Below are 19,097 nucleotides of genomic sequence, written 5' to 3'. Positions count from 1 at the left end.
AATATCTAGGCTTGTCATTCACGACAAGCCTTTTTTTATTTAAAAATTTATGAAAACTTTCAGTCTATACACACATTATAAAAAAATACTTGCAGATACAATAACACCCGTAAGTATCTACCTCAAAATACGCGATAAATTTCCAAATAGCATCCTTTTAGAAAGCAGCGATTATCGGGCCAACGACAACAGTTTTTCGTATATATGCTGCAACCCGATTGCATCAATAAAAGTTAAAAATGAAGTAATTACACAAAGCTTTCCAGATGGAACTATTTTTAAAAAGAACATTCTTAAAGACACCCATGTTCCTGAAGAGATCCACAAATTTACCAAGCGATTTAACATACATTCCGAAGAAAAATTCAAATTTATAAACAATGGTGTTTTTGGCTATATCGCTTATGATGCCGTACGTTATTTTGAAGACATTACCATTTCTAAAAAAGAAAACCACATTGATATTTCTGATATTTATTACGCGGTGTATCAAAACATTATAGTCATTAATCATTTTAAAAATGAAGCCTATATTTTTGCGCATTGTTTTAATACGGAAAATAACATTGATGATCTACTTCAGCTGATAACCTCCAAAAACTTTGCCGCTTTCAACTTTTCTACTCAAGGAAAAACAACTTCAAATCTCACGGATGAGGAGTACAAAGAACAGGTTAAAATAGCCAAGAAACACTGTGCTCGAGGTGATGTCTTCCAACTGGTACTTTCAAAAAAATTCTCACAAACTTTTACTGGCGATGAGTTTAATGTGTATCGAACCTTACGAAGCATCAATCCGTCTCCATACTTATTTTATTTCGATTATGGCGATTTCAAAATCTTCGGAAGTTCACCAGAAGCACAACTAGTTATTAATAATGACAAAACGGAAATCCATCCCATTGCAGGCACTTTTAAACGCACTGGAAATGACGAAAAAGATGCTGAATTAGCGAAAAAACTAGCCTTAGACGATAAGGAAAATGCCGAACATGTGATGTTGGTAGATTTAGCCAGAAACGATTTAAGCAGAAGCGGAAATCAAGTGGTTGTTGAAAAATATCGTGAAGTTCAGTTTTTCTCTCATGTTATCCATTTAGTAAGTAAAGTTACTGGCACCAAACATAAAGACACAAAAACCATGCAAGTGGTTGCAGACACCTTTCCTGCAGGAACTTTAAGTGGGGCCCCAAAACACCAGGCCATGCAACTCATAGAAAAATATGAAAAAACCAATCGTAGTTTCTACGGCGGAGCCATTGGCTTTATGGATTTTGATGGTAATTTTAACCACGCCATTATGATAAGAACTTTTTTAAGTAAAGATCATACTTTACATTGGCAAGCTGGAGCAGGATTGGTTTCAAAATCAAATGCTGAGAATGAATTACAAGAAGTTTATAACAAATTAGGAGCACTTACAAAAGCTATTGAACTAGCAGAAGACATTTAACTATGAAAAATATATTAGTTATAGATAATTACGACAGTTTCACCTACAACCTTGTTCATTATTTAGAAGACTTAGGTTGCAAAGTAACCGTAAGAAGAAACAACCAACTCCAACTAGATGACGTTGAAGCTTTCTATAAAATTGTATTATCACCTGGCCCTGGAATTCCAGATGAAGCAGGTTTATTAAAACCTATTATAAAAAAATACGCCGCTACAAAAAGTATTTTAGGCGTTTGTTTAGGGCAACAAGCCATAGCAGAAGTTTTTGGAGGGAAACTCATCAATTTAGAAACAGTTTTTCACGGAATTGCCTCCAAAATCACCACTTGCGTTACAGACGAAATATTATTTGAAGGCTTGGGCCAAACGTTTGAAGTTGGTAGATATCATTCGTGGGTGGTTGACTCTAATTTACCTGGAGAATTGGAAGCAACTTCGTTTGACGACAACGGACAAATCATGTCTTTACGTCACCGGTTTTATGATGTTAAAGGCGTCCAATTTCATCCGGAATCTGTATTAACTCCAAATGGGAAACAGATTTTAAAAAATTGGGTAAATCAGTAAAAAAGTGTTCAGTTTACAACAACTGTTTTCTGTAATTACTTAATTGAATAAAAACAACCATAAAGAAATACCTGCTTTCGCAGGCATATTATGAAACAAATTTTAAACAAGCTTCTCAATCAAGAAAGCATCTCTAGCGAAGAAGCAAAACACGTTTTAGTAAACATTTCAAAAGGCAATTATAACCAAAGTCAAATCGCATCTTTCCTTACCGTATTTATGATGCGAAGCACTACTATCGAAGAACTCTTCGGGTTTAGGGAAGCTCTTCTGGAACTTTGCATTCCGGTAGACCTAGATGCTTATAATGCCATTGATTTATGTGGCACTGGAGGCGATGAGAAAGACACGTTTAATATTTCTACTTTGGCTTCTTTTATAACCTCTGGAGCGGGAATAAACGTCACCAAACATGGAAATTATGGGGTGTCATCCACCTGTGGCTCTTCTAATGTTTTGGAATATTTAGGAGTAAAATTCACCTCTGATGTTGATTTTTTAAAACGCTGTTTAGACCAAGCTGGCTTTTGTATTTTACATGCGCCATTATTTCATCCAGCCATGAAAAATGTGGCACCAATTAGACGAGAACTAGGCGTGAAAACATTTTTTAATATGTTGGGACCTATGGTAAATCCATCGTTTCCAAAACATCAAATGGTTGGAGTTTTTAATCTGGAACTTTTGCGTATATATGGGTATCTCTATCAAAACACAAATAAAAACTATACCATTATGCATGCACTGGATGGTTATGACGAAATTTCTTTAACTGGGCCAACCAAAGTCATCCAAAACAATTCAGAATACCTATTAAGTCCAGAAGATTTTGGCCTAGAAACCTTAAACCCAAATGCGATACATGGTGGAACTTCTATTGCTAGCTCTGCAAAAATATTTACACATATTTTAAACGGACAAGGAACCAAAGCCCAAAATCAGGTGGTTTGTGCCAATGCCGCCATGGCAATCAAAACAGTTACCAATAAAACGGTTGAAGAATGTTTTGACATAGCCAACGAATCCTTAGCTAGTGGGAAAGCCTTGAATAGCTTTAAAACATTAGTAACCTTAAGTGAGAAATAATGAATATTTTAGAAAAAATAGTCGCTGACAAACGCAAAGAAGTCCTTTTAAAAAAGGAAATACTCACAGTAAACATGTTCGAGAAAATTCCTTTTTTTGAAAGACAAACAATTTCCTTAACCTATTGTTTAAAAAAGAGTACCTCTGGAATTATTGCAGAATTCAAAAGATGCTCTCCTTCCAAATCTATTATAAATAATACTGTTTTAATTGAAGATGTAGCTATTGGTTATGAACAGGCAGGCGTTTGTGGTATGTCGGTTTTAACCGATGAAATATATTTTGGTGGAACTTTGGACGATTTAATCACCGCGAGACAAAGCTGTAGTTTACCTATTCTTAGAAAGGAATTTATCATAGATGAATTTCAAATTATTGAAGCCAAAGCTTTAGGAGCCGATGTTGTTTTATTAATTGCTGCTATTTTAACAAAAGAAGAAATCAAACGTTTTTCTGAATTGGCAAAAAGCTTAAACTTAGAAGTGCTTTTAGAAGTTCATAATCAAGAAGAACTACATAAATCCATCATACCTTCCATAGATATGATAGGAGTAAATAACAGAAATTTAAAAACTTTTGAAGTGGGCTTAGAAACCAGCAAACAATTAAGCCCGCTTATTCCTAACGACTTTCTAAAAATTTCTGAAAGCGGTATTAGCTCGACAGAAGCCATCAAAGAATTAAAACTTTACGGTTATAAAGGATTTTTAATTGGTGAAAACTTTATGAAAACCAAGAATCCAGGAGAAAGTGCCGAAAAATTTATAAAAGAAATAGAAAGATGAAGTTAAAAGTTTGCGGGATGAAATTCCCAAACAACATCAAGGAAATAGCAAGTTTAAAACCAAATTATCTCGGATTTATTTTTCACGAAACATCCTCAAGAAATTTTACCGGTAGCATTCCAGAATTGCCTGACTCTATCAAAAAAACGGGGGTATTTGTTGATGAAAAAGTTGAATTTATAGTGAATAAATTGGAAAAACATAAATTATCCGTTATCCAATTACATGGTCATGAATCGCCTGAAGTTTGTAAGCTATTACAAGCAACTCATGCTAAAATTATAAAAGTGTTTTCTATAAAAGACAGCTTCGACTTTTCCGTTTTAGCTCCATATGAATCGGTTTGCGATTACTTTTTATTCGACACCAAAGGAAAACTTCCTGGAGGAAATGGCTACACATTCAATTGGTCTATTTTAGAGTCATATCCATCAACCAAACCTTTCTTTTTAAGTGGAGGCATTGGATTAGATAAAGCGGAAGACCTACATCGTTTTCTAGCAAGCAATGCCTCAAAATATTGTTATACCATAGATGTAAATAGCCGATTTGAATTAGAACCAGGATTAAAAAATACAGAAAAATTAAACGAATTTAAAGCTCTCTTATGCGCTATAATATAAACAACAAAGGTTATTACGGAGAATTTGGAGGTGCATATATACCAGAAATGCTCTATCCGAATGTGGAAGAATTGCGTCAAAATTATTTAAAAGTTATGGCTGAACCAGAATTTCAAAAGGAATTCAATCAGCTTTTAAAAGACTATGTTGGACGTCCGTCTCCCCTTTATTTTGCTAAACGTCTTTCAGAAAAATACCAAACTAAAATCTATTTAAAGCGTGAAGACCTTAATCACACAGGTGCTCATAAAATTAATAACACCATTGGTCAGATTTTAATGGCGAAACGCTTAGGCAAACACCGCATTATTGCTGAAACCGGAGCAGGACAACATGGCGTAGCTACAGCAACCGTTTGTGCTTTAATGGGTATGGAATGTATTGTGTATATGGGAGAAATTGACATGGCTAGACAAGCCCCCAACGTTGCCAGAATGAAAATGCTTGGCGCCACAGTTGTTCCTGCCAAATCGGGAAGTAAAACTCTTAAAGATGCAACTAATGAAGCGATTCGCGATTGGATCAATAATCCTACAGATACCCATTATATTATTGGATCTGTGGTTGGACCTCATCCTTATCCTGATATGGTTGCACGCTTTCAAGCAGTCGTTTCAGAAGAAATCCAATGGCAATTACAAGTACAGGAAGGAAAAACAACACCTGATTATGTGATAGCTTGTGTTGGAGGTGGCAGTAATGCGGCAGGAGCTTTTTATCATTTTTTAGAAAATACCAAGGTGAAACTTATTGCCGTGGAAGCCGCAGGAAAAGGCATTCATTCCGGGGAAAGTGCCGCTACTTCGGCACTAGGAAAAGTGGGTATTATCCATGGTAGCAAAACGCTTTTGATGCAAACAAATGATGGACAGATTACAGAGCCCTACTCCATTTCAGCAGGTTTGGATTATCCAGGTGTTGGCCCCATGCATGCTCATTTATATAAAACTAGACGTGCGCAATTTATTTCCATAACAGATGATGAAGCCATGACTGCAGGTTTAGATTTATGTCAACTAGAAGGCATAATTCCTGCTATAGAAAGCGCTCATGCTTTAGCTGTTTTCTCTAAACAATCTTTTAAACCCAACGACATTATAGTTGTAAGTTTATCTGGACGTGGTGATAAAGACTTAGAAACTTATATGAATTATTTTAACCTATAATTGTGAATAGAATCAATCAAAAATTACAAGAAGACTTCCTGTCCATAAGAACAACTCGAAAATTACTTTCCATTTATTTCACAGCAGGATATCCAAGTCTTAACGATACAAAAACAATTATTGAAGACCTTGAAAAAAGTGGCGTAGATATGATAGAAATTGGTCTGCCTTTTAGTGATCCATTGGCCGATGGCCCAACCATCCAGGCTAGTTCTACACAAGCCATAAAAAATGGCATGACAACCAAAATACTTTTCAATCAATTAAAAGACATTAGAAAGTCGGTGGATATTCCATTACTTATTATGGGCTATTTTAATCCCATCCTTCAATATGGCGTGGAAGCTTTCTGCCAAAAATGCCAAGAAGTTGGAATCGACGGCCTTATAATTCCCGATTTGCCTGTAGATGTGTATCATGAAGAGTATCAAGTCCTTTTTGAAAAATACAACATCAGTAATGTGTTTTTAATAACACCTCAAACAAGTGAAGAACGCATAAGATATATCGATTCCATTTCCAATAGCTTTATTTATATGGTTAGCAGTGCCAGCGTTACTGGAAGTCAATCAGGTTTTGGAGAAGCACAAACTCAATACTTTAAACGTATTGCAAAAATGAATCTTAAAAACCCTCAACTAGTTGGTTTTGGGATTTCAGATCATGAAACTTTTAAACAAGCAACACAATTTACAAAAGGCGCCATTATTGGAAGTGCATTTATTAAACACCTGACAGAATTTGGCACAAAAAACCTTTCAAGCTTTATAAACCGAATAAAAGAGTAGCTAAGACAATGGGAATTATAAAAGATAAAAAGAAATTTGAAGCAACTAACTAAAGAACAGACAAACTCAACAAATTCCATTGGAAAAATAAAAAAAATAAACCAATTCGATATTGATAAAGAAACTATAAAAAAGCAACAGAATAAAAAATAAATTTTATTTTCAAACTTTTAACCAAACCTATTCTATACAGAATGAGTTTCTACTTTATAGCATCCTCGAAAACTCTGAATTAAAAAATAAAGTGTATGGCATTAAACATAGTTCTAATAGAACCAGAAATACCTAATAATACAGGAAACATCGGACGTTTGGCTTTGGCCTCTGGCTCCAATTTACATTTAGTAAAACCCTTTGGATTTACCATAGACGACACCCGATTAAAACGGGCCGGACTAGACTACTGGCAACATTTAAATGTACATTATTACGAAAATATTGAGGAGTTTTTCACAATAAACAAAAACGCGAACATGGTGTTTTTATCTAGTCACGGTAAAAACAACCACTGGGATATTTCATTTGAAGACAACATGTTTTTGGTTTTCGGAAAAGAATCTGTAGGTTTACCTAAATCGATTCTTGAAAAAAACCCAGAAAAACTATTTAAAATCCCCTTATACAGCGAACATGTTAGGAGTTTAAATCTGGCAAACGCCGTAAGCATCGTAACTTATGAAGGACTTAAAGCCCTTCAAAAATAGTCGAAAATTCCTTAACTTTATACGGCAGGATTTGTAGTTTAATAATTCTAATAATTTCTTAATCTAAATTTTAAACCTATGAAATATCACGTTATTATTAACAGTGTAAAATCTGTCGAAGAATTAAAAGACTCGTGGTCGAACACGGATTATATTCAATTATTAGACAAATTTGGATTTGAGGATGCGCAAGATTCCAAACCTGAAGAATTACTTGAACTACTCCACATGGCCATTACAGACTTTGAGCCAGAAGAAGCGGCAGCCATTATTTTAGAGCACAAACTGTCTGATCGGCTAAACAAAAATCAAATAGAGCAAATTTCTCATGAAATGTTGTTGGACAAAATCTCTGAAGAATATGCCGACATTTCACTTCATCACGAATTATATAAAATAAATCAATTGCTAAACAAAGCATACAACGGAACCTTTCCTAATGCGAAGGCCACTTTGGTTGAATTTGAAATGACACCCAACACAGAAATCACTAAAGAAAATGTGTTAAAAGCATTCAATGCCACCCTGGCAAAAAACAATATTATAAAGCGCTTGTACGCGAATCAACTAGCAGGGAAAGAAGCTTTTGATGAAGCTGAAAGTATTATTTGGGATTTAACTTCGAAAGGCGAAAACTCCTATGTGTTAACCACATCAAATTATTGGATGAGCAAAGATGAATTTTCTGAAGCAGAGTTCGACGTGAAAATTGTTGAATTTGAAGATGAAAACGACGATTAATTCGTGTTTTAAAGTATCTAAAGGAAAAGTTCCTTGAATATTAGCAATGAACTTACAACCCTTCATGCTGTTTTTTATTATTAAAAGTCACTGTTAGTTCACACAGTGAAACGAAAGAACATCTCTTAATCTTTGGAAATGTCGTTTTTCTCCCTCTCGTGTAAAAGCCATTTTAAAGCTTCATCTTTATCTGAAAATATTCTTAAATTCCAAGTTTCTTTTCTAGGGAGTTTGTTCAGCATTTCTGTAGTCATGCTAGTCACTTTATTGTAAGCAACTACGGCCATGGCAGCAATCTCATTGATGGTCGCCAAATTTCTTTGAGCCATGAAATCATAAGTGTAGGAGTTCTCTTTATTGATAAGCAAGTAGAATGGAGCTACCAATTTAGATCTTAAAAGATCATGGTAATGGTCAATCATTTTCTCGTCCATAACAACGCCTTGGTTGATAATAACTTCAGCAATATCTTCTTGAAGTATAATTATCTTTCCATAGGACACTTGTATAATTTTCATAATCTAAACATTTTACTCTTATAAAAATTTAGAAACTAGGCTTATAACTATTTAATTATACTAAAAAACCATGCACAAAAGTACATGGTTTTCATATATTTATCAAAATAAAATATTGTTTTTATTTCTACATACGCTCTGGAACTTGGATACCCAGCAAGCTAAATGCATTTTTTATAATATGGGCAACCACCATGGATAGTTGCACTCGAATAAGCTTTTCAGTTTCCGTATCTGCACCAAGTATGGATACATTTTGGTAAAAAGAATTAAACTCCTTAACCACCTCATAAGTGTAATTAGCTATTAAGGCAGGACTATGATTAGCTGCTGCTTGTTGAATAACTTCTTCAAAAAGCTGAATCTGCTTAATCAACTCTCTTTCCTTTACATGCAAGATCACATCCTTAGGATCTAACTTAAAGTGAACATCCACATCAGCCTTTCTTAAAATAGATTGGATTCTAGCATAAGTATATTGGATAAACGGACCTGTATTCCCTTGAAAGTCTATGGATTCCTTCGGATCGAAAAGGATGCGTTTTTTAGGATCTACTTTTAAAATATAATATTTTAAGGCTCCTAAACCAATAACTTTATATAAGTCGTCCTTTTCTTCTTGGGTATAGCCATCTAACTTCCCTAATTCTTCAGAAATTTCACCTGCCGTAGCGGCCATTTCTTCAATTAAATCGTCTGCGTCAACAACAGTTCCTTCACGGCTCTTCATTTTTCCAGAAGGTAAATCTACCATCCCATAACTTAAATGGAATAAATTTTTAGCCCATTCAAATCCTAGTTTTTTCAGAATTAAAAATAATACTTGAAAATGATAGTCTTGTTCATTCCCAACAGTATAAACCATACCGCCTACATCAGGAAAATCTTTAATACGTTGTATGGCGGTACCTATATCCTGTGTCATATAAACAGCAGTTCCATCGCTACGTAATACCAATTTTTCGTCTAGACCGTCTTCTATTAAATCACACCAAACGGAACCATCTTCCTTTTTAAAAAAAACACCCGTTCTTAACCCCTCCGTTACAAACTCTTTTCCTAATAAATAGGTCTCACTCTCGTAGTACATAGAGTCAAAATCAACACCTAAATTTTTATAGGTTACATCAAACCCGTCATAAACCCAAGAATTCATCTTTTTCCAAAGAGCTACCGTAGCTTCATCTCCCGCTTCCCATTTTAAAAGCATGTCTTGAGCTGCTTTAAAAATTGGAGCATTCTTTTTGGCTTCTTCTTCTGTCTGACCGGTTTCTATAAGGTTTTGAATTTCCTTTTTGTATTCTTGGTCAAATTTCACATAATAGTTTCCTACTAACTTATCACCTTTTAGTCCTGTAGATTCAGGTGTTTCGTTATTTCCAAAACGTTGCCAAGCAATCATACTTTTACAAATATGAATACCTCGATCGTTAATAATTTGTGTTTTATACACTTTTTTTCCTGACGCTTTTAAAATCTCGGCAACACTATACCCCAATAAATTGTTTCTAATATGACCTAGGTGTAATGGTTTATTAGTGTTTGGTGAAGAATATTCTACCATAACCGCCTTATCTGATGGCTTCGGACTTTTAAAGCCATAATTAGGATTGGCACTGATACTATTGAAAAAATCAATAAAATAGTGATCGCTAATTTCAATGTTTAAAAATCCTTTGATAACATTAAAACCTACTACTTCTTCAACATGTTGTACTAAGTATGCTCCAATAACTTCACCTATTTGTACAGGATTACCTTTTACAACCCGCAACATAGGAAATATAACTACAGTAATATCTCCAGAAAACTCCTTTCTGGTAGCCTGAAACTCTACACTTGTAAGTTCCTTATTAAAATTAATTTCTACAGCTTTAATAACCTGTTCGGTTAAAATGTCTTGAAGGTTCATGTCTATGTTTTTAAGGATGCAAAGATAAAACTTTTATCATTGACATAAAGTTTAAATTCCTTGTTATATCATATTTATACAGGTCTAAAAACTAAAAATATTTCTTGTACATCTACAAACCTAAATAAATGATAGCCAACCCCATACTTGATTCAGGTTTAACAAAAAAAAGTTTGAATGGATAGAAGTTAACAAGAGCCATTCACCTGATTTATAAGCATTAAAACCAATAAATTAGCTTATCCCAGCCCTTTTGTTAATTTTTGTTACACTAAGCTATTAATCACGGTCCCAAAAAAAATGAGGACACTCAAACTATATAACTATTACAGCCTAAACAAAAGCTACAATATGTAACCTTTACAAGTTAAAAAGCCCCGGTTTATAGCTGTCGAGCTATCATGAAGAAATTGTTTTCTTTAGTTATTTACCTACTTTGTGCACTTGGGATTTCACAAACCCAGATGCAGGATAGTCTTACTATTGAGCTAGCTTTTCAAAAAACTGATTCAACAAAAATTGCAACCTCCCTACTCCTCATTAAAGAACTTTATAAAAACCAAGAGTTCAACAAAGCCTTAAAATATATTGTTCAAACAGAAAAACTGTCTCAAAGCCTCAACTATCAAAATGGAATGTCTGAAATCACCTTTTACAAAGGCTTAATCTATGCTCAAAAGGGCGACTATATAAATGCGCGTGATTTCTATTTAAAGGCTAAAGAATTATTCATTCAACTTAAGGACACCTTAAATATTGCTAGAGTCAACCACCACATCGCCTTAAACGAAATTAAACGAGGAAATTACAGTACCGGTCTGCAATACTCCCTTTTGGCCTTAAAAGAGTTTGAAAGAAGAGATTTAAAGCATGAACTGCGTGATGCTTATTATTGTTTGGCTCAAACGTATTATAAAACAAATAACTTAGCAAAAGCTTCTGAAAACTATACAAAAGTTTTAGAGATTGAAAAACAAATAAACAACCAAGAAGGCTCGGTGGAGGTTTTAATGATTTTAGCCGATTTACATGCCCAACAAAAAGAACATAGAAAATCTATTGAATACTATGAGAGAGTTTTAAAACAAACTACGCCGGATAACGACTCGATTCGAAGTGAAATTCTTCCAAAATTAGGAGGAGAATATTTACAGTTTAATGATTATAACAAAGCCTTTGAGCTTTTAGTTGAAGGACTAAAACTTAACCGAAATTCTAATAACCTACAGGGAATTTTAGTTTCATTAAATAATCTAGGCAATTTAAACCTACATAGAAAACTCCTAAAAACGGCAGAAAATCAATTGCTAGAAGCTAAAAGCATTGCAGAAAATATTAACAATAAAAATGAACAGCTAAAAAATTACGGATTACTCAAGACACTAGACTCCACGAACAACAGATTTGATCGTGCCTTTAAATGGCAAAGGGAATACCACCAACTACAAAATGAACTAGCAAAAACGAAAGCCGAAACAAAACTAGAGCCAGAAACTACAGTAATTATCGATAATCTAGGAATGAGTTCCCTTATTGATAATAAAATAGAAGCTAAACTCCAGGCAGAAGCCACTGAAACCCAAATTAAATTTGATAAATTAAGACTTGTTTTTTATGCCTTATTGGTCGCTGTTGCTCTACTTTCTACCTTCTTAGTTCTAGTGTATTCCAAACGAAATAGCCGATTAAAATATACAAGAGAGTTAGAAGAAAAGAACCAACGAATCGAAATTCAAAATGAAGCAATCTTAGAGCAATCAAAACATCTAGAGAACGTCAATAAGGTTAAAGACAGACTATTCTCAATTGTTTCACACGATTTAAAAGACTCCTTATATTCCATAAAAGGCTTTGTAGATTTACTTCGAGAGGGCTCCTTAACAAAACAGGAGTTCAAATCTTTAATTCCTGAATTAAGTGAAAATGCCAATAATGCAACCTTACTCCTTTTTAACTTATTGAATTGGTCCAAATCGCAAATGCAGTCACTAGAAGCCCATCCAACCCTATTCAATTTGCAAGATGTCTTTTTAGATAAAGTGAAGTTGTTAGAACTCACCCTGGAAAAGAAAGGGATACTTTTAAATGATAAAACCGAACGCGATTTTGTTTATGCGGATAGAAGTATGGTGGAAATAATTATTCAAAACCTCCTGGCAAACGCCATTAAATTCAGCACAAAAGGAGATATAATTACCATTGCCAACCAAGTAAATAACGAAAAATCTCTGATTACAATTTCAGATACTGGGGTAGGAATTTCAAAAGAAAATCAACAAAAATTATTTAAAAGTTCCTCATTTACCACCATTGGCACCAAAAACGAAAAAGGCACAGGCTTAGGACTAACTATCTGTAAAGATTTAGTGGAATTAAACCTCGGCAAAATTTGGGTAAATAGTAATGAAAATATTGGAACTACCTTCTATGTGGAACTGCCAAATTGCAAGTCCTAAATTTTAAGCTTTAGGTAAAAACACTTCAGCCATCATACAACGAGCACTACCACCTCCACAAGTTTCAATGGTTTCTAAAGAACTTGATAAAATGGCGCAATGTCTTTCTATGGTTTTAATTTGTGCTGGAGTTAAGCAATCATAAGCAGCTTGACTCATTACTAAGTAACGCTTGTCGTCCGCACCCTTAACTTGCAACATGTTTCCTGCAAAGTGTTCTACTTGCTCCTCGGTAATAGCTATCACCTCTTTACCGTCCTCTTTTAAATGCTTAACCACATTTTTACGCTCTTTTTTATCATCAATCGCATCCAAACAAATAACAGCAAAAGTCTCAGCCAAAGTCATCATCACATTAGTATGATAAATAACCTTACGAGTATCTTCTACAGTTTGATAAGCAGTAAAAATCACGGGACTGTATTCAAAGTCCTCACAAAATTCAATAACCAAATCTTCGTCTGCCCTTGCAGATAAAGCGCAATACGCTTTTCTATTTACTCGGTCTAAAAGTAGACTTCCTGTTCCTTCAAGAAAAATTTGCTCCTCTTCAGCTGATGTGTAATCTACAATTTGATTAATTTCAAAACCAAGTTTTTCTAATTCTTCCAAAACGTCTTCTCGGCGTTCCACACGTCTGTTTTCCGCAAACATAGGATATAGAGCTACATCGCCATTTTGATGGAAGGAAACCCAGTTGTTTGGATAAATAGAATCTGGCGTATCAAATTCGTCTGTGTCGCTAATCACTACGACATCAACACCCACTTGTCTCAACTTCTCTACAAATACATCAAACTCTTCTTGAGCTTTTGCATTAATTTCTGCGTTTTTTAAATCTAATTCTTCTTGAAAATAATTGTTCACAGCAGTTTGTTCGTTCATTCTAAAATTGATTGGACGAATCATTAAAATGGTATTTGTAGTCTGTTGCATAATTTTAAATTTTATCAATTGCAAAATTACCTTTTTAAAACGAAAAGAAAATGCTTAACACGATAAAAATTATCACGGAAGCATTCAATAATAAATCCCCTTTAACCTTAATTTTTCAACCAGAATTTTTAAGGGGTAGAATTTGCTACTTGCAACATTTTGCCATTGTAATACTGATGACCTTCTAAGGCAAAATTCCCGATGTACTGCGCCATGCCATTGGCCGAAATGGGTGCTTGATAACCAGGAAAAGCTTCTTCTAACATTTCAGTTTGAACAGCGCCCAGAGCCAAAACATTAAAACTAGGTCCTGTTTCTTTATATTCTTCAGCCAACAACTCGGTTAGCGAAACAACAGCTCCTTTACTAGAGCTATAAGCTGAAAGTCCAGGGAATTTAACACTGCCTTGAACACCTCCCATAGAGCTAATATTTACCACATGGCTAGTTTTGCCCATAAAGGGAAGCACAGTACGAATCATTTCAGAAACACCAAAAACATTAGTTTTATAAACCCATTCAAATTCTTGAAAACTCGTTTCTATAAATGGTTTATTCAATAAAGCTCCTGCATTATTAATTAAAACATCTACCTGTTTCCAATTATTTTTCACAAAATCAGAAATCTTACTATACCCAGAAGGATCAGATAAATCAAACGAAATAGCTGTCACATTTTTTAATTGAAGGGCTTCTATGGGTGTTTTATTTCTTGAAACGGCTAACACGTGATGGCCTTGGTTGGCATAATATTTAACCAATTCAAATCCTATTCCTCTACTTGTTCCCGTAATAATGATATGTTTACTCATGATGTAATGTAATTTCTTTTGTTTCTGTCTGGCTTATTTTTTCGATAACCGGAATCATCTGATTAACGAAACTAGCCATATGATGGTAATCTAATTTATCAGCCTCATCATACACATGATGATAGTAGTCGTAATTAGATAAATCGCATGACGAAATAGTGTGACTTGGTAATTTAAAGGCTTCATAAAAAGGGTAGTTATCTGAAGCTCGGAACAACTGGTATTGTTCAGAAATTTCCGAAAAACCCACCAATTTATATCCGGCATACGCATTCATCCTTTCTGCCAAATTGGATGTTTTATATCCCGTTATAAATGCTATATAATCTCTATCTGTAAAAGGGACTCCAATCATTTCAAAGTTTAGTAAGGTGTATAAATCCACCTCCTCTGCTTTTAGTTTTCCAGCTAAATGTTTGGCGCCTAGCAAGCCCATTTCTTCAGCTGAAAAAAGCACGAACATCAAACTTCTTCCATTGGTTTTATTTTCTGCAAAATACTTGGCTAAGGCTAAAACAGCACTCGTTCCAGCAGCATTATCATTAGCCCCATTGGCTATGGAATCGGTTTCAACCATTTTACCATAACCAATATGATCGTAGTGTCCGCCAATAATTACAACCTCATCTTTTAAGTGTTTATCTTGACCTTCAAGAAACCCTACCAAATTATAAGCGTGCTTCTTTCCAACCTTAAAACTATCTCTATAGGTTTCAAAATATGGAGGCAAATTAGCTGCTTTAAATTTATTCTCTATAAACAAAGCAGCTTGTTCAATACCTACGCTCCCTGTCCTTCTTCCTTTTAAATCATCTGAAGCCAAAAATTCCACCGTTTCCTTAAGCTCAAAACTAGTAATGCTGTTTTGTTCTATTGAATTGGAAGACGATGCCATAATGACATCGCTTTTTGATGCCCTTGGAATAACGTTCTGACTTGGGTCCTCTTGGTTCATGACCACCGCAGTCGACTTACATGCTCCTAAAAGAAATATCAAGCACAAAAGAGATAAAAAGTATTTCATGTTTTTATATTTTGTTTAAAGATAAAAAAACCTGTTTCATTTAAAATGAAACAGGTTAATATTATTATCAAATCTTAGGTGTTGTATAACTTGTTACACCAACATCGTTACAGGGTTTTCAATATATCCTTTTAAGGTAAGTAGAAACTCTGAACCTGTAGCTCCATCAACCGTTCTGTGATCGCAAGCCATAGTTAGTTTCATGGTATTACCAACAACTATCTGACCGTTTTTAACAACAGGCTTTTCAACTATTGCGCCTACGGAAAGTATGGCTGAGTTTGGCTGATTGATAATAGATGTAAAACTTTCTATACCAAACATACCTAAATTAGAAATAGTAAACGTACTACCCTCCATTTCTTGAGGCGTTAATTTTTTATTTCTAGCCTTACCTGCAAAATCTCTAACCGCTGCTCCAATTTGGGTTAAGCTTTGCTCATTGGCAAACCTCACCACAGGAACTACCAAGCCATCAGGAACTGCAACTGCCACACCTATATGCACATGGTTGTTTAATTTCATTCTATCGTCAAACCACTGCGAGTTGACTTGTGGATGCTTCTTTAAAGCTAAAGCACAAGCTTTAACTATCATGTCGTTGTACGAAATTTTTGTATCAGGAAGTGAATTGTATTGTTGACGGAACGCTATGGCATTTTCCATATCAAATTCCACATTTAAATAATAATGTGGAGCCGTAAACTTAGATTCTGCTAAACGTTTGGCAATAACCTTACGCATTTGCGAGTGTTTTACCTCTTCGAAATCTTCTTGTCCAGTTGGAACAAATTTACCAACTGTAGCAGAGGCCGAAGGTGTAAAGTTTTCTATATCGCGTTTTATAATTCTGCCGTTTTCACCAGAACCTTGAACTTGTGAAATATTAATCCCCTTTTCATCAGCTATTTTTTTAGCTAATGGTGAAATGAATATTCTGCCAGTTTCTGAAGAAACACTAGAACTTGCAACCGCTTGCTTCTTTTCGGTTTTAACTGGTTCTTCTTTTTTAACCTCTTCTTTGGAAGGAGTTTCTGCTTTAGGCGCAGCTCCTTCAGCCTTATAATTCTTGGCAATTTCAGAAACATCAGTTCCTGCAGGGCCTATAATAGCTAATAAAGAATCCACTTTAGCCGATTCGCCTTCATTTAAACCAATATGTAATAAAGTTCCCGATTGGAAACTTTCAAATTCCATAGTAGCTTTATCTGTTTCAATTTCAGCAAGAATATCACCTTCTTCTACAGTATCACCAATCTTTTTAAGCCAAGTAGCAACCGTACCTTCTTCCATGGTATCGCTTAAACGTGGCATAGAAACTACAGTAACACCTTCTGGTAGTTCAGTTTCTTTGGAACCTGAATCATCACTAGAATCTTGAGCTTTATCATCCTGACTAGCTGTTACATTTTCTTCTGGGGAATCTTTTTCTACTGCAGATTTTGAACCTGAAACAATTTCAGAAATATCTTCTCCTTCTTCTCCTATAATAGCTAATAGCTCATCTACCTTAGTGGTTTCTCCTTCTTGTACACCAATATAAAGCAAAGTACCTTCATGAAAAGACTCGAACTCCATAGTGGCTTTATCTGTTTCAATTTCAGCAAGGATGTCTCCCTCTTCTATTTTATCACCAACTTTTTTCAGCCAAGTAGCCACGGTACCTTCTTCCATGGTATCGCTTAAACGAGGCATATTTATAATTTCTGCCATAGCTTATATTTTGTGTTGTATAAACGGATAATCTTTTTGATCGTAAACAGCATCGTACATCACGTTTAAGTCTGGATACGGAGACTCTTCAGCAAATTTTTCGCACTCATTTACTAAATCCTTCACACGTTTATCAATTACCTTTAAATCAGCCTCGGTAGCATAATTGTTTTCAAGGATAACCTCTTTTACTTGGGTAATAGGGTCTATTTTCTTGTACTCTTCTACCTCGTCCTTAGTTCTATAATGTTGAGCATCACTCATCGAGTGACCTCTATATCTATATGTCTTTAACTCCAAGAAAGTTGGGCCATCTCCACGTCTAGCTCTTTGGATAGCTTCATCAAAAGCTTCCGCAACTTTAACAGGATTCATACCATCCACAGGTCCACAAGGCATTTCATAACCTAAACCTAGTTTCCAAATATCTGTATGGTTGGCTGTTCTTTCAACAGAAGTCCCCATAGCATAACCATTGTTTTCGCAAACAAAAACTACTGGAAGTTTCCAATTCATAGCCATGTTAAAGGTTTCGTGAAGTGAACCTTGTCTAGCAGCACCATCACCAAAACAACAAAGGGTAACAGCGTCTACATTGTGGTATTTATCTCCAAAAGCAATACCTGCTCCTAAAGGAATTTGTCCACCTACAATTCCATGACCTCCGTAAAAACGGTGTTCTTTAGAAAAAATGTGCATAGAACCTCCAAGACCTAAAGAGGTACCGGTTGCTTTTCCATACAACTCTGCCATAACACGTCTAGGATCCACTCCCATACCTATTGGCTGAACGTGATTTCTATAAGCAGTAATCATTTTATCCTTAGTCAAATCCATAGCATGAAGAGCACCTGCTAAAACAGCTTCTTGACCATTATATAAGTGAAGAAATCCTCTTACTTTTTGTTGAATGTAAACGGCAGCAAGTTTGTCTTCAAACTTCCTCCAGAACAACATATCCTCATACCATTTTAGGTAAACTTCTTTGGTTATTTTTCGCATTTATTTACATATTAAAAAATAGTTTTCAATATAAACCTCTAAGGGTTTTAGAACAATCTCTCGTTTTTAAAAATGGAGAGAAACAGTTAGCAAAAGTAACACTTTAGTCACTAATGAAAAAACTGTAAATAGTAAAATTTTAGCTGTACGCTATTAAAGCTTCTTAAACCCGCTTATAGCATCGATTTATCAAAAACTAAAGGCAGTAAATTAGCTAGTGAATGAGATTTAACTACTTTCCCAGTTTCTCCCATAAAGTAGATTTCTATATCGGCATTCTGCTTAACCTCGTATTCCGCTATAGCTTGTCTACAAGCACCACAAGGTGGAATAGGAGTCATCGTTTGATGAACTCTTGAACCAGCAATGATAGCCATTTTCAATATTTTAGCATCGGGATACTGCGAACCTGCATAATATATAGCTGTACGTTCTGCACATAAACCAGAAGGGTAAGAGGCATTCTCTTGGTTAGATCCTAAAATAATTTCATTGTTATCCAATAAAATGGCGGCTCCAACACTAAACTTAGAATAAGGAGAATAGGAATTATTCCTAGCAATGGCTGCTTGATCCATCAAGGCTACTATATCTTCCGATAACTCGTCTAAATTGTCATAAACACTTAATCTAGATTCAATTTTTATTTCTTTCATAGGTTTGAAATATAATTAAAGGTAATGATACTATTTCAGACAAAAAAACTATTGCATTTAGCAATAGTTTCTTTTTATCTGTTATTCATTTATATCTTAATATTCTGTATAAGCTTCTCTATCTATATTAAACGTTAAAGAGAAACGTAAGGT

Annotated in this window: 18 protein-coding genes; 10 read left to right on the top strand and 8 right to left on the bottom strand. The window is 34.8% G+C overall.

Features of this window, described 5'->3' with window-relative positions:
- The first annotated feature begins 49 nt into the window (after window positions 1-49).
- The 9 genes from VKY41_RS11790 to VKY41_RS11750 all read left to right on the top strand — a co-directional run bounded on the left by VKY41_RS11790 (window position 50) and on the right by VKY41_RS11750 (window position 7,915).
- Window positions 50-1,453 (top strand): anthranilate synthase component I family protein, encoded by a 1,404-nt coding sequence (locus VKY41_RS11790; protein WP_500814657.1) that lies wholly within the window; start codon window positions 50-52, stop codon window positions 1,451-1,453.
- Window positions 1,454-1,455: 2 nt separating this feature from the next.
- Entirely contained in the window at window positions 1,456-2,022 is a 567-nt protein-coding gene (locus tag VKY41_RS11785) for an anthranilate synthase component II (protein WP_500814656.1), read from the top strand.
- Window positions 2,023-2,112: 90 nt separating this feature from the next.
- A complete protein-coding gene (trpD, locus tag VKY41_RS11780; RefSeq protein ID WP_500814655.1) occupies window positions 2,113-3,108 on the top strand; it encodes an anthranilate phosphoribosyltransferase in 996 nt (331 codons plus the stop codon).
- Window positions 3,108-3,893 (top strand): indole-3-glycerol phosphate synthase TrpC, encoded by a 786-nt coding sequence (trpC, locus tag VKY41_RS11775; protein WP_500814654.1) that lies wholly within the window; start codon window positions 3,108-3,110, stop codon window positions 3,891-3,893. Before trpD ends, trpC begins: the two co-directional genes overlap by 1 nt.
- Window positions 3,890-4,516 (top strand): phosphoribosylanthranilate isomerase, encoded by a 627-nt coding sequence (locus VKY41_RS11770; protein WP_500814653.1) that lies wholly within the window; start codon window positions 3,890-3,892, stop codon window positions 4,514-4,516. The genes trpC and VKY41_RS11770 overlap by 4 nt, the downstream gene beginning before the upstream one ends.
- Window positions 4,501-5,682: a tryptophan synthase subunit beta gene (gene trpB / locus VKY41_RS11765; protein WP_500814652.1), complete on the top strand. Its 1,182-nt coding sequence runs from the start codon at window positions 4,501-4,503 to the stop codon at window positions 5,680-5,682. Before VKY41_RS11770 ends, trpB begins: the two co-directional genes overlap by 16 nt.
- Window positions 5,683-5,684: 2 nt before the next feature.
- Window positions 5,685-6,470: a tryptophan synthase subunit alpha gene (gene trpA, locus VKY41_RS11760; protein ID WP_500814651.1), complete on the top strand. Its 786-nt coding sequence runs from the start codon at window positions 5,685-5,687 to the stop codon at window positions 6,468-6,470.
- A gap of 248 nt (window positions 6,471-6,718) precedes the next feature.
- A complete protein-coding gene (locus VKY41_RS11755; RefSeq protein WP_500814650.1) occupies window positions 6,719-7,174 on the top strand; it encodes a tRNA (cytidine(34)-2'-O)-methyltransferase in 456 nt (151 codons plus the stop codon).
- A 78-nt stretch (window positions 7,175-7,252) separates the two neighbouring features.
- Window positions 7,253-7,915, top strand: a complete 663-nt coding sequence (locus VKY41_RS11750) for a hypothetical protein (RefSeq protein ID WP_500814649.1) — start codon at window positions 7,253-7,255, stop codon at window positions 7,913-7,915.
- A 125-nt stretch (window positions 7,916-8,040) separates the two neighbouring features.
- Here the strand turns inward: VKY41_RS11750 and VKY41_RS11745 are convergent, their stop codons facing one another.
- Complete coding sequence (locus tag VKY41_RS11745; RefSeq protein ID WP_500814648.1) at window positions 8,041-8,433, bottom strand: DUF7793 family protein; 393 nt, start codon at window positions 8,431-8,433, stop codon at window positions 8,041-8,043.
- Between the two features lie 127 nt (window positions 8,434-8,560).
- Window positions 8,561-10,345: an arginine--tRNA ligase gene (argS, locus tag VKY41_RS11740; RefSeq protein WP_500814647.1), complete on the bottom strand. Its 1,785-nt coding sequence runs from the start codon at window positions 10,343-10,345 to the stop codon at window positions 8,561-8,563.
- A gap of 401 nt (window positions 10,346-10,746) precedes the next feature.
- Between argS and VKY41_RS11735 the strand changes: the two genes are divergently transcribed.
- Window positions 10,747-12,801 (top strand): tetratricopeptide repeat-containing sensor histidine kinase, encoded by a 2,055-nt coding sequence (locus tag VKY41_RS11735; protein ID WP_500814646.1) that lies wholly within the window; start codon window positions 10,747-10,749, stop codon window positions 12,799-12,801.
- A gap of 3 nt (window positions 12,802-12,804) precedes the next feature.
- On the opposite strand, the gene ctlX is transcribed toward VKY41_RS11735, so the two are convergent.
- From ctlX to cdd, 6 genes are all read right to left on the bottom strand, one after another.
- Window positions 12,805-13,737 carry a citrulline utilization hydrolase CtlX gene (gene ctlX, locus VKY41_RS11730; protein WP_500814645.1) on the bottom strand — a complete coding sequence of 311 codons (933 nt, stop codon included), beginning with the start codon at window positions 13,735-13,737 and terminating at the stop codon, window positions 12,805-12,807.
- Between the two features lie 128 nt (window positions 13,738-13,865).
- A complete protein-coding gene (locus VKY41_RS11725; RefSeq protein WP_500814644.1) occupies window positions 13,866-14,549 on the bottom strand; it encodes an SDR family NAD(P)-dependent oxidoreductase in 684 nt (227 codons plus the stop codon).
- Entirely contained in the window at window positions 14,542-15,573 is a 1,032-nt protein-coding gene (locus VKY41_RS11720; protein WP_500814643.1) for a M28 family peptidase, read from the bottom strand. Before VKY41_RS11720 ends, VKY41_RS11725 begins: the two co-directional genes overlap by 8 nt.
- 93 nt (window positions 15,574-15,666) lie before the next feature.
- Window positions 15,667-17,286, bottom strand: coding sequence for a pyruvate dehydrogenase complex dihydrolipoamide acetyltransferase (locus tag VKY41_RS11715; protein WP_500814642.1), 1,620 nt, complete (start codon window positions 17,284-17,286; stop codon window positions 15,667-15,669).
- A gap of 3 nt (window positions 17,287-17,289) precedes the next feature.
- Window positions 17,290-18,288 (bottom strand): pyruvate dehydrogenase (acetyl-transferring) E1 component subunit alpha, encoded by a 999-nt coding sequence (gene pdhA, locus VKY41_RS11710; protein ID WP_500814641.1) that lies wholly within the window; start codon window positions 18,286-18,288, stop codon window positions 17,290-17,292.
- Between the two features lie 173 nt (window positions 18,289-18,461).
- Window positions 18,462-18,944, bottom strand: coding sequence for a cytidine deaminase (gene cdd, locus VKY41_RS11705; RefSeq protein ID WP_500814640.1), 483 nt, complete (start codon window positions 18,942-18,944; stop codon window positions 18,462-18,464).
- Window positions 18,945-19,097: the final 153 nt, after the last annotated feature.

Source organism: Xanthomarina sp., from assembly GCF_035306605.1.
Lineage (GTDB): Bacteria > Bacteroidota > Bacteroidia > Flavobacteriales > Flavobacteriaceae > Xanthomarina.
The sequence above is the reverse complement of the archived record's forward strand: the minus strand, read 5'-3'. Positions and strand labels throughout refer to the sequence as shown.

Coding starts and splice junctions, on each gene's coding strand:
- VKY41_RS11735 (WP_500814646.1), top strand. CDS start 10,747: ATGAAGAAATTGTTTTCTTTAGTTATTTACCTACTTTGTGCACTTGGG.
- VKY41_RS11790 (WP_500814657.1), top strand. CDS start 50: ATGAAAACTTTCAGTCTATACACACATTATAAAAAAATACTTGCAGAT.
- VKY41_RS11770 (WP_500814653.1), top strand. CDS start 3,890: ATGAAGTTAAAAGTTTGCGGGATGAAATTCCCAAACAACATCAAGGAA.
- VKY41_RS11720 (WP_500814643.1), bottom strand. CDS start 15,573: ATGAAATACTTTTTATCTCTTTTGTGCTTGATATTTCTTTTAGGAGCA.
- VKY41_RS11755 (WP_500814650.1), top strand. CDS start 6,719: ATGGCATTAAACATAGTTCTAATAGAACCAGAAATACCTAATAATACA.
- VKY41_RS11750 (WP_500814649.1), top strand. CDS start 7,253: ATGAAATATCACGTTATTATTAACAGTGTAAAATCTGTCGAAGAATTA.
- ctlX (WP_500814645.1), bottom strand. CDS start 13,737: ATGCAACAGACTACAAATACCATTTTAATGATTCGTCCAATCAATTTT.
- trpC (WP_500814654.1), top strand. CDS start 3,108: ATGAATATTTTAGAAAAAATAGTCGCTGACAAACGCAAAGAAGTCCTT.
- cdd (WP_500814640.1), bottom strand. CDS start 18,944: ATGAAAGAAATAAAAATTGAATCTAGATTAAGTGTTTATGACAATTTA.
- trpB (WP_500814652.1), top strand. CDS start 4,501: ATGCGCTATAATATAAACAACAAAGGTTATTACGGAGAATTTGGAGGT.
- VKY41_RS11715 (WP_500814642.1), bottom strand. CDS start 17,286: ATGGCAGAAATTATAAATATGCCTCGTTTAAGCGATACCATGGAAGAA.
- argS (WP_500814647.1), bottom strand. CDS start 10,345: ATGAACCTTCAAGACATTTTAACCGAACAGGTTATTAAAGCTGTAGAA.
- pdhA (WP_500814641.1), bottom strand. CDS start 18,288: ATGCGAAAAATAACCAAAGAAGTTTACCTAAAATGGTATGAGGATATG.
- trpD (WP_500814655.1), top strand. CDS start 2,113: ATGAAACAAATTTTAAACAAGCTTCTCAATCAAGAAAGCATCTCTAGC.
- VKY41_RS11745 (WP_500814648.1), bottom strand. CDS start 8,433: ATGAAAATTATACAAGTGTCCTATGGAAAGATAATTATACTTCAAGAA.
- VKY41_RS11725 (WP_500814644.1), bottom strand. CDS start 14,549: ATGAGTAAACATATCATTATTACGGGAACAAGTAGAGGAATAGGATTT.
- VKY41_RS11785 (WP_500814656.1), top strand. CDS start 1,456: ATGAAAAATATATTAGTTATAGATAATTACGACAGTTTCACCTACAAC.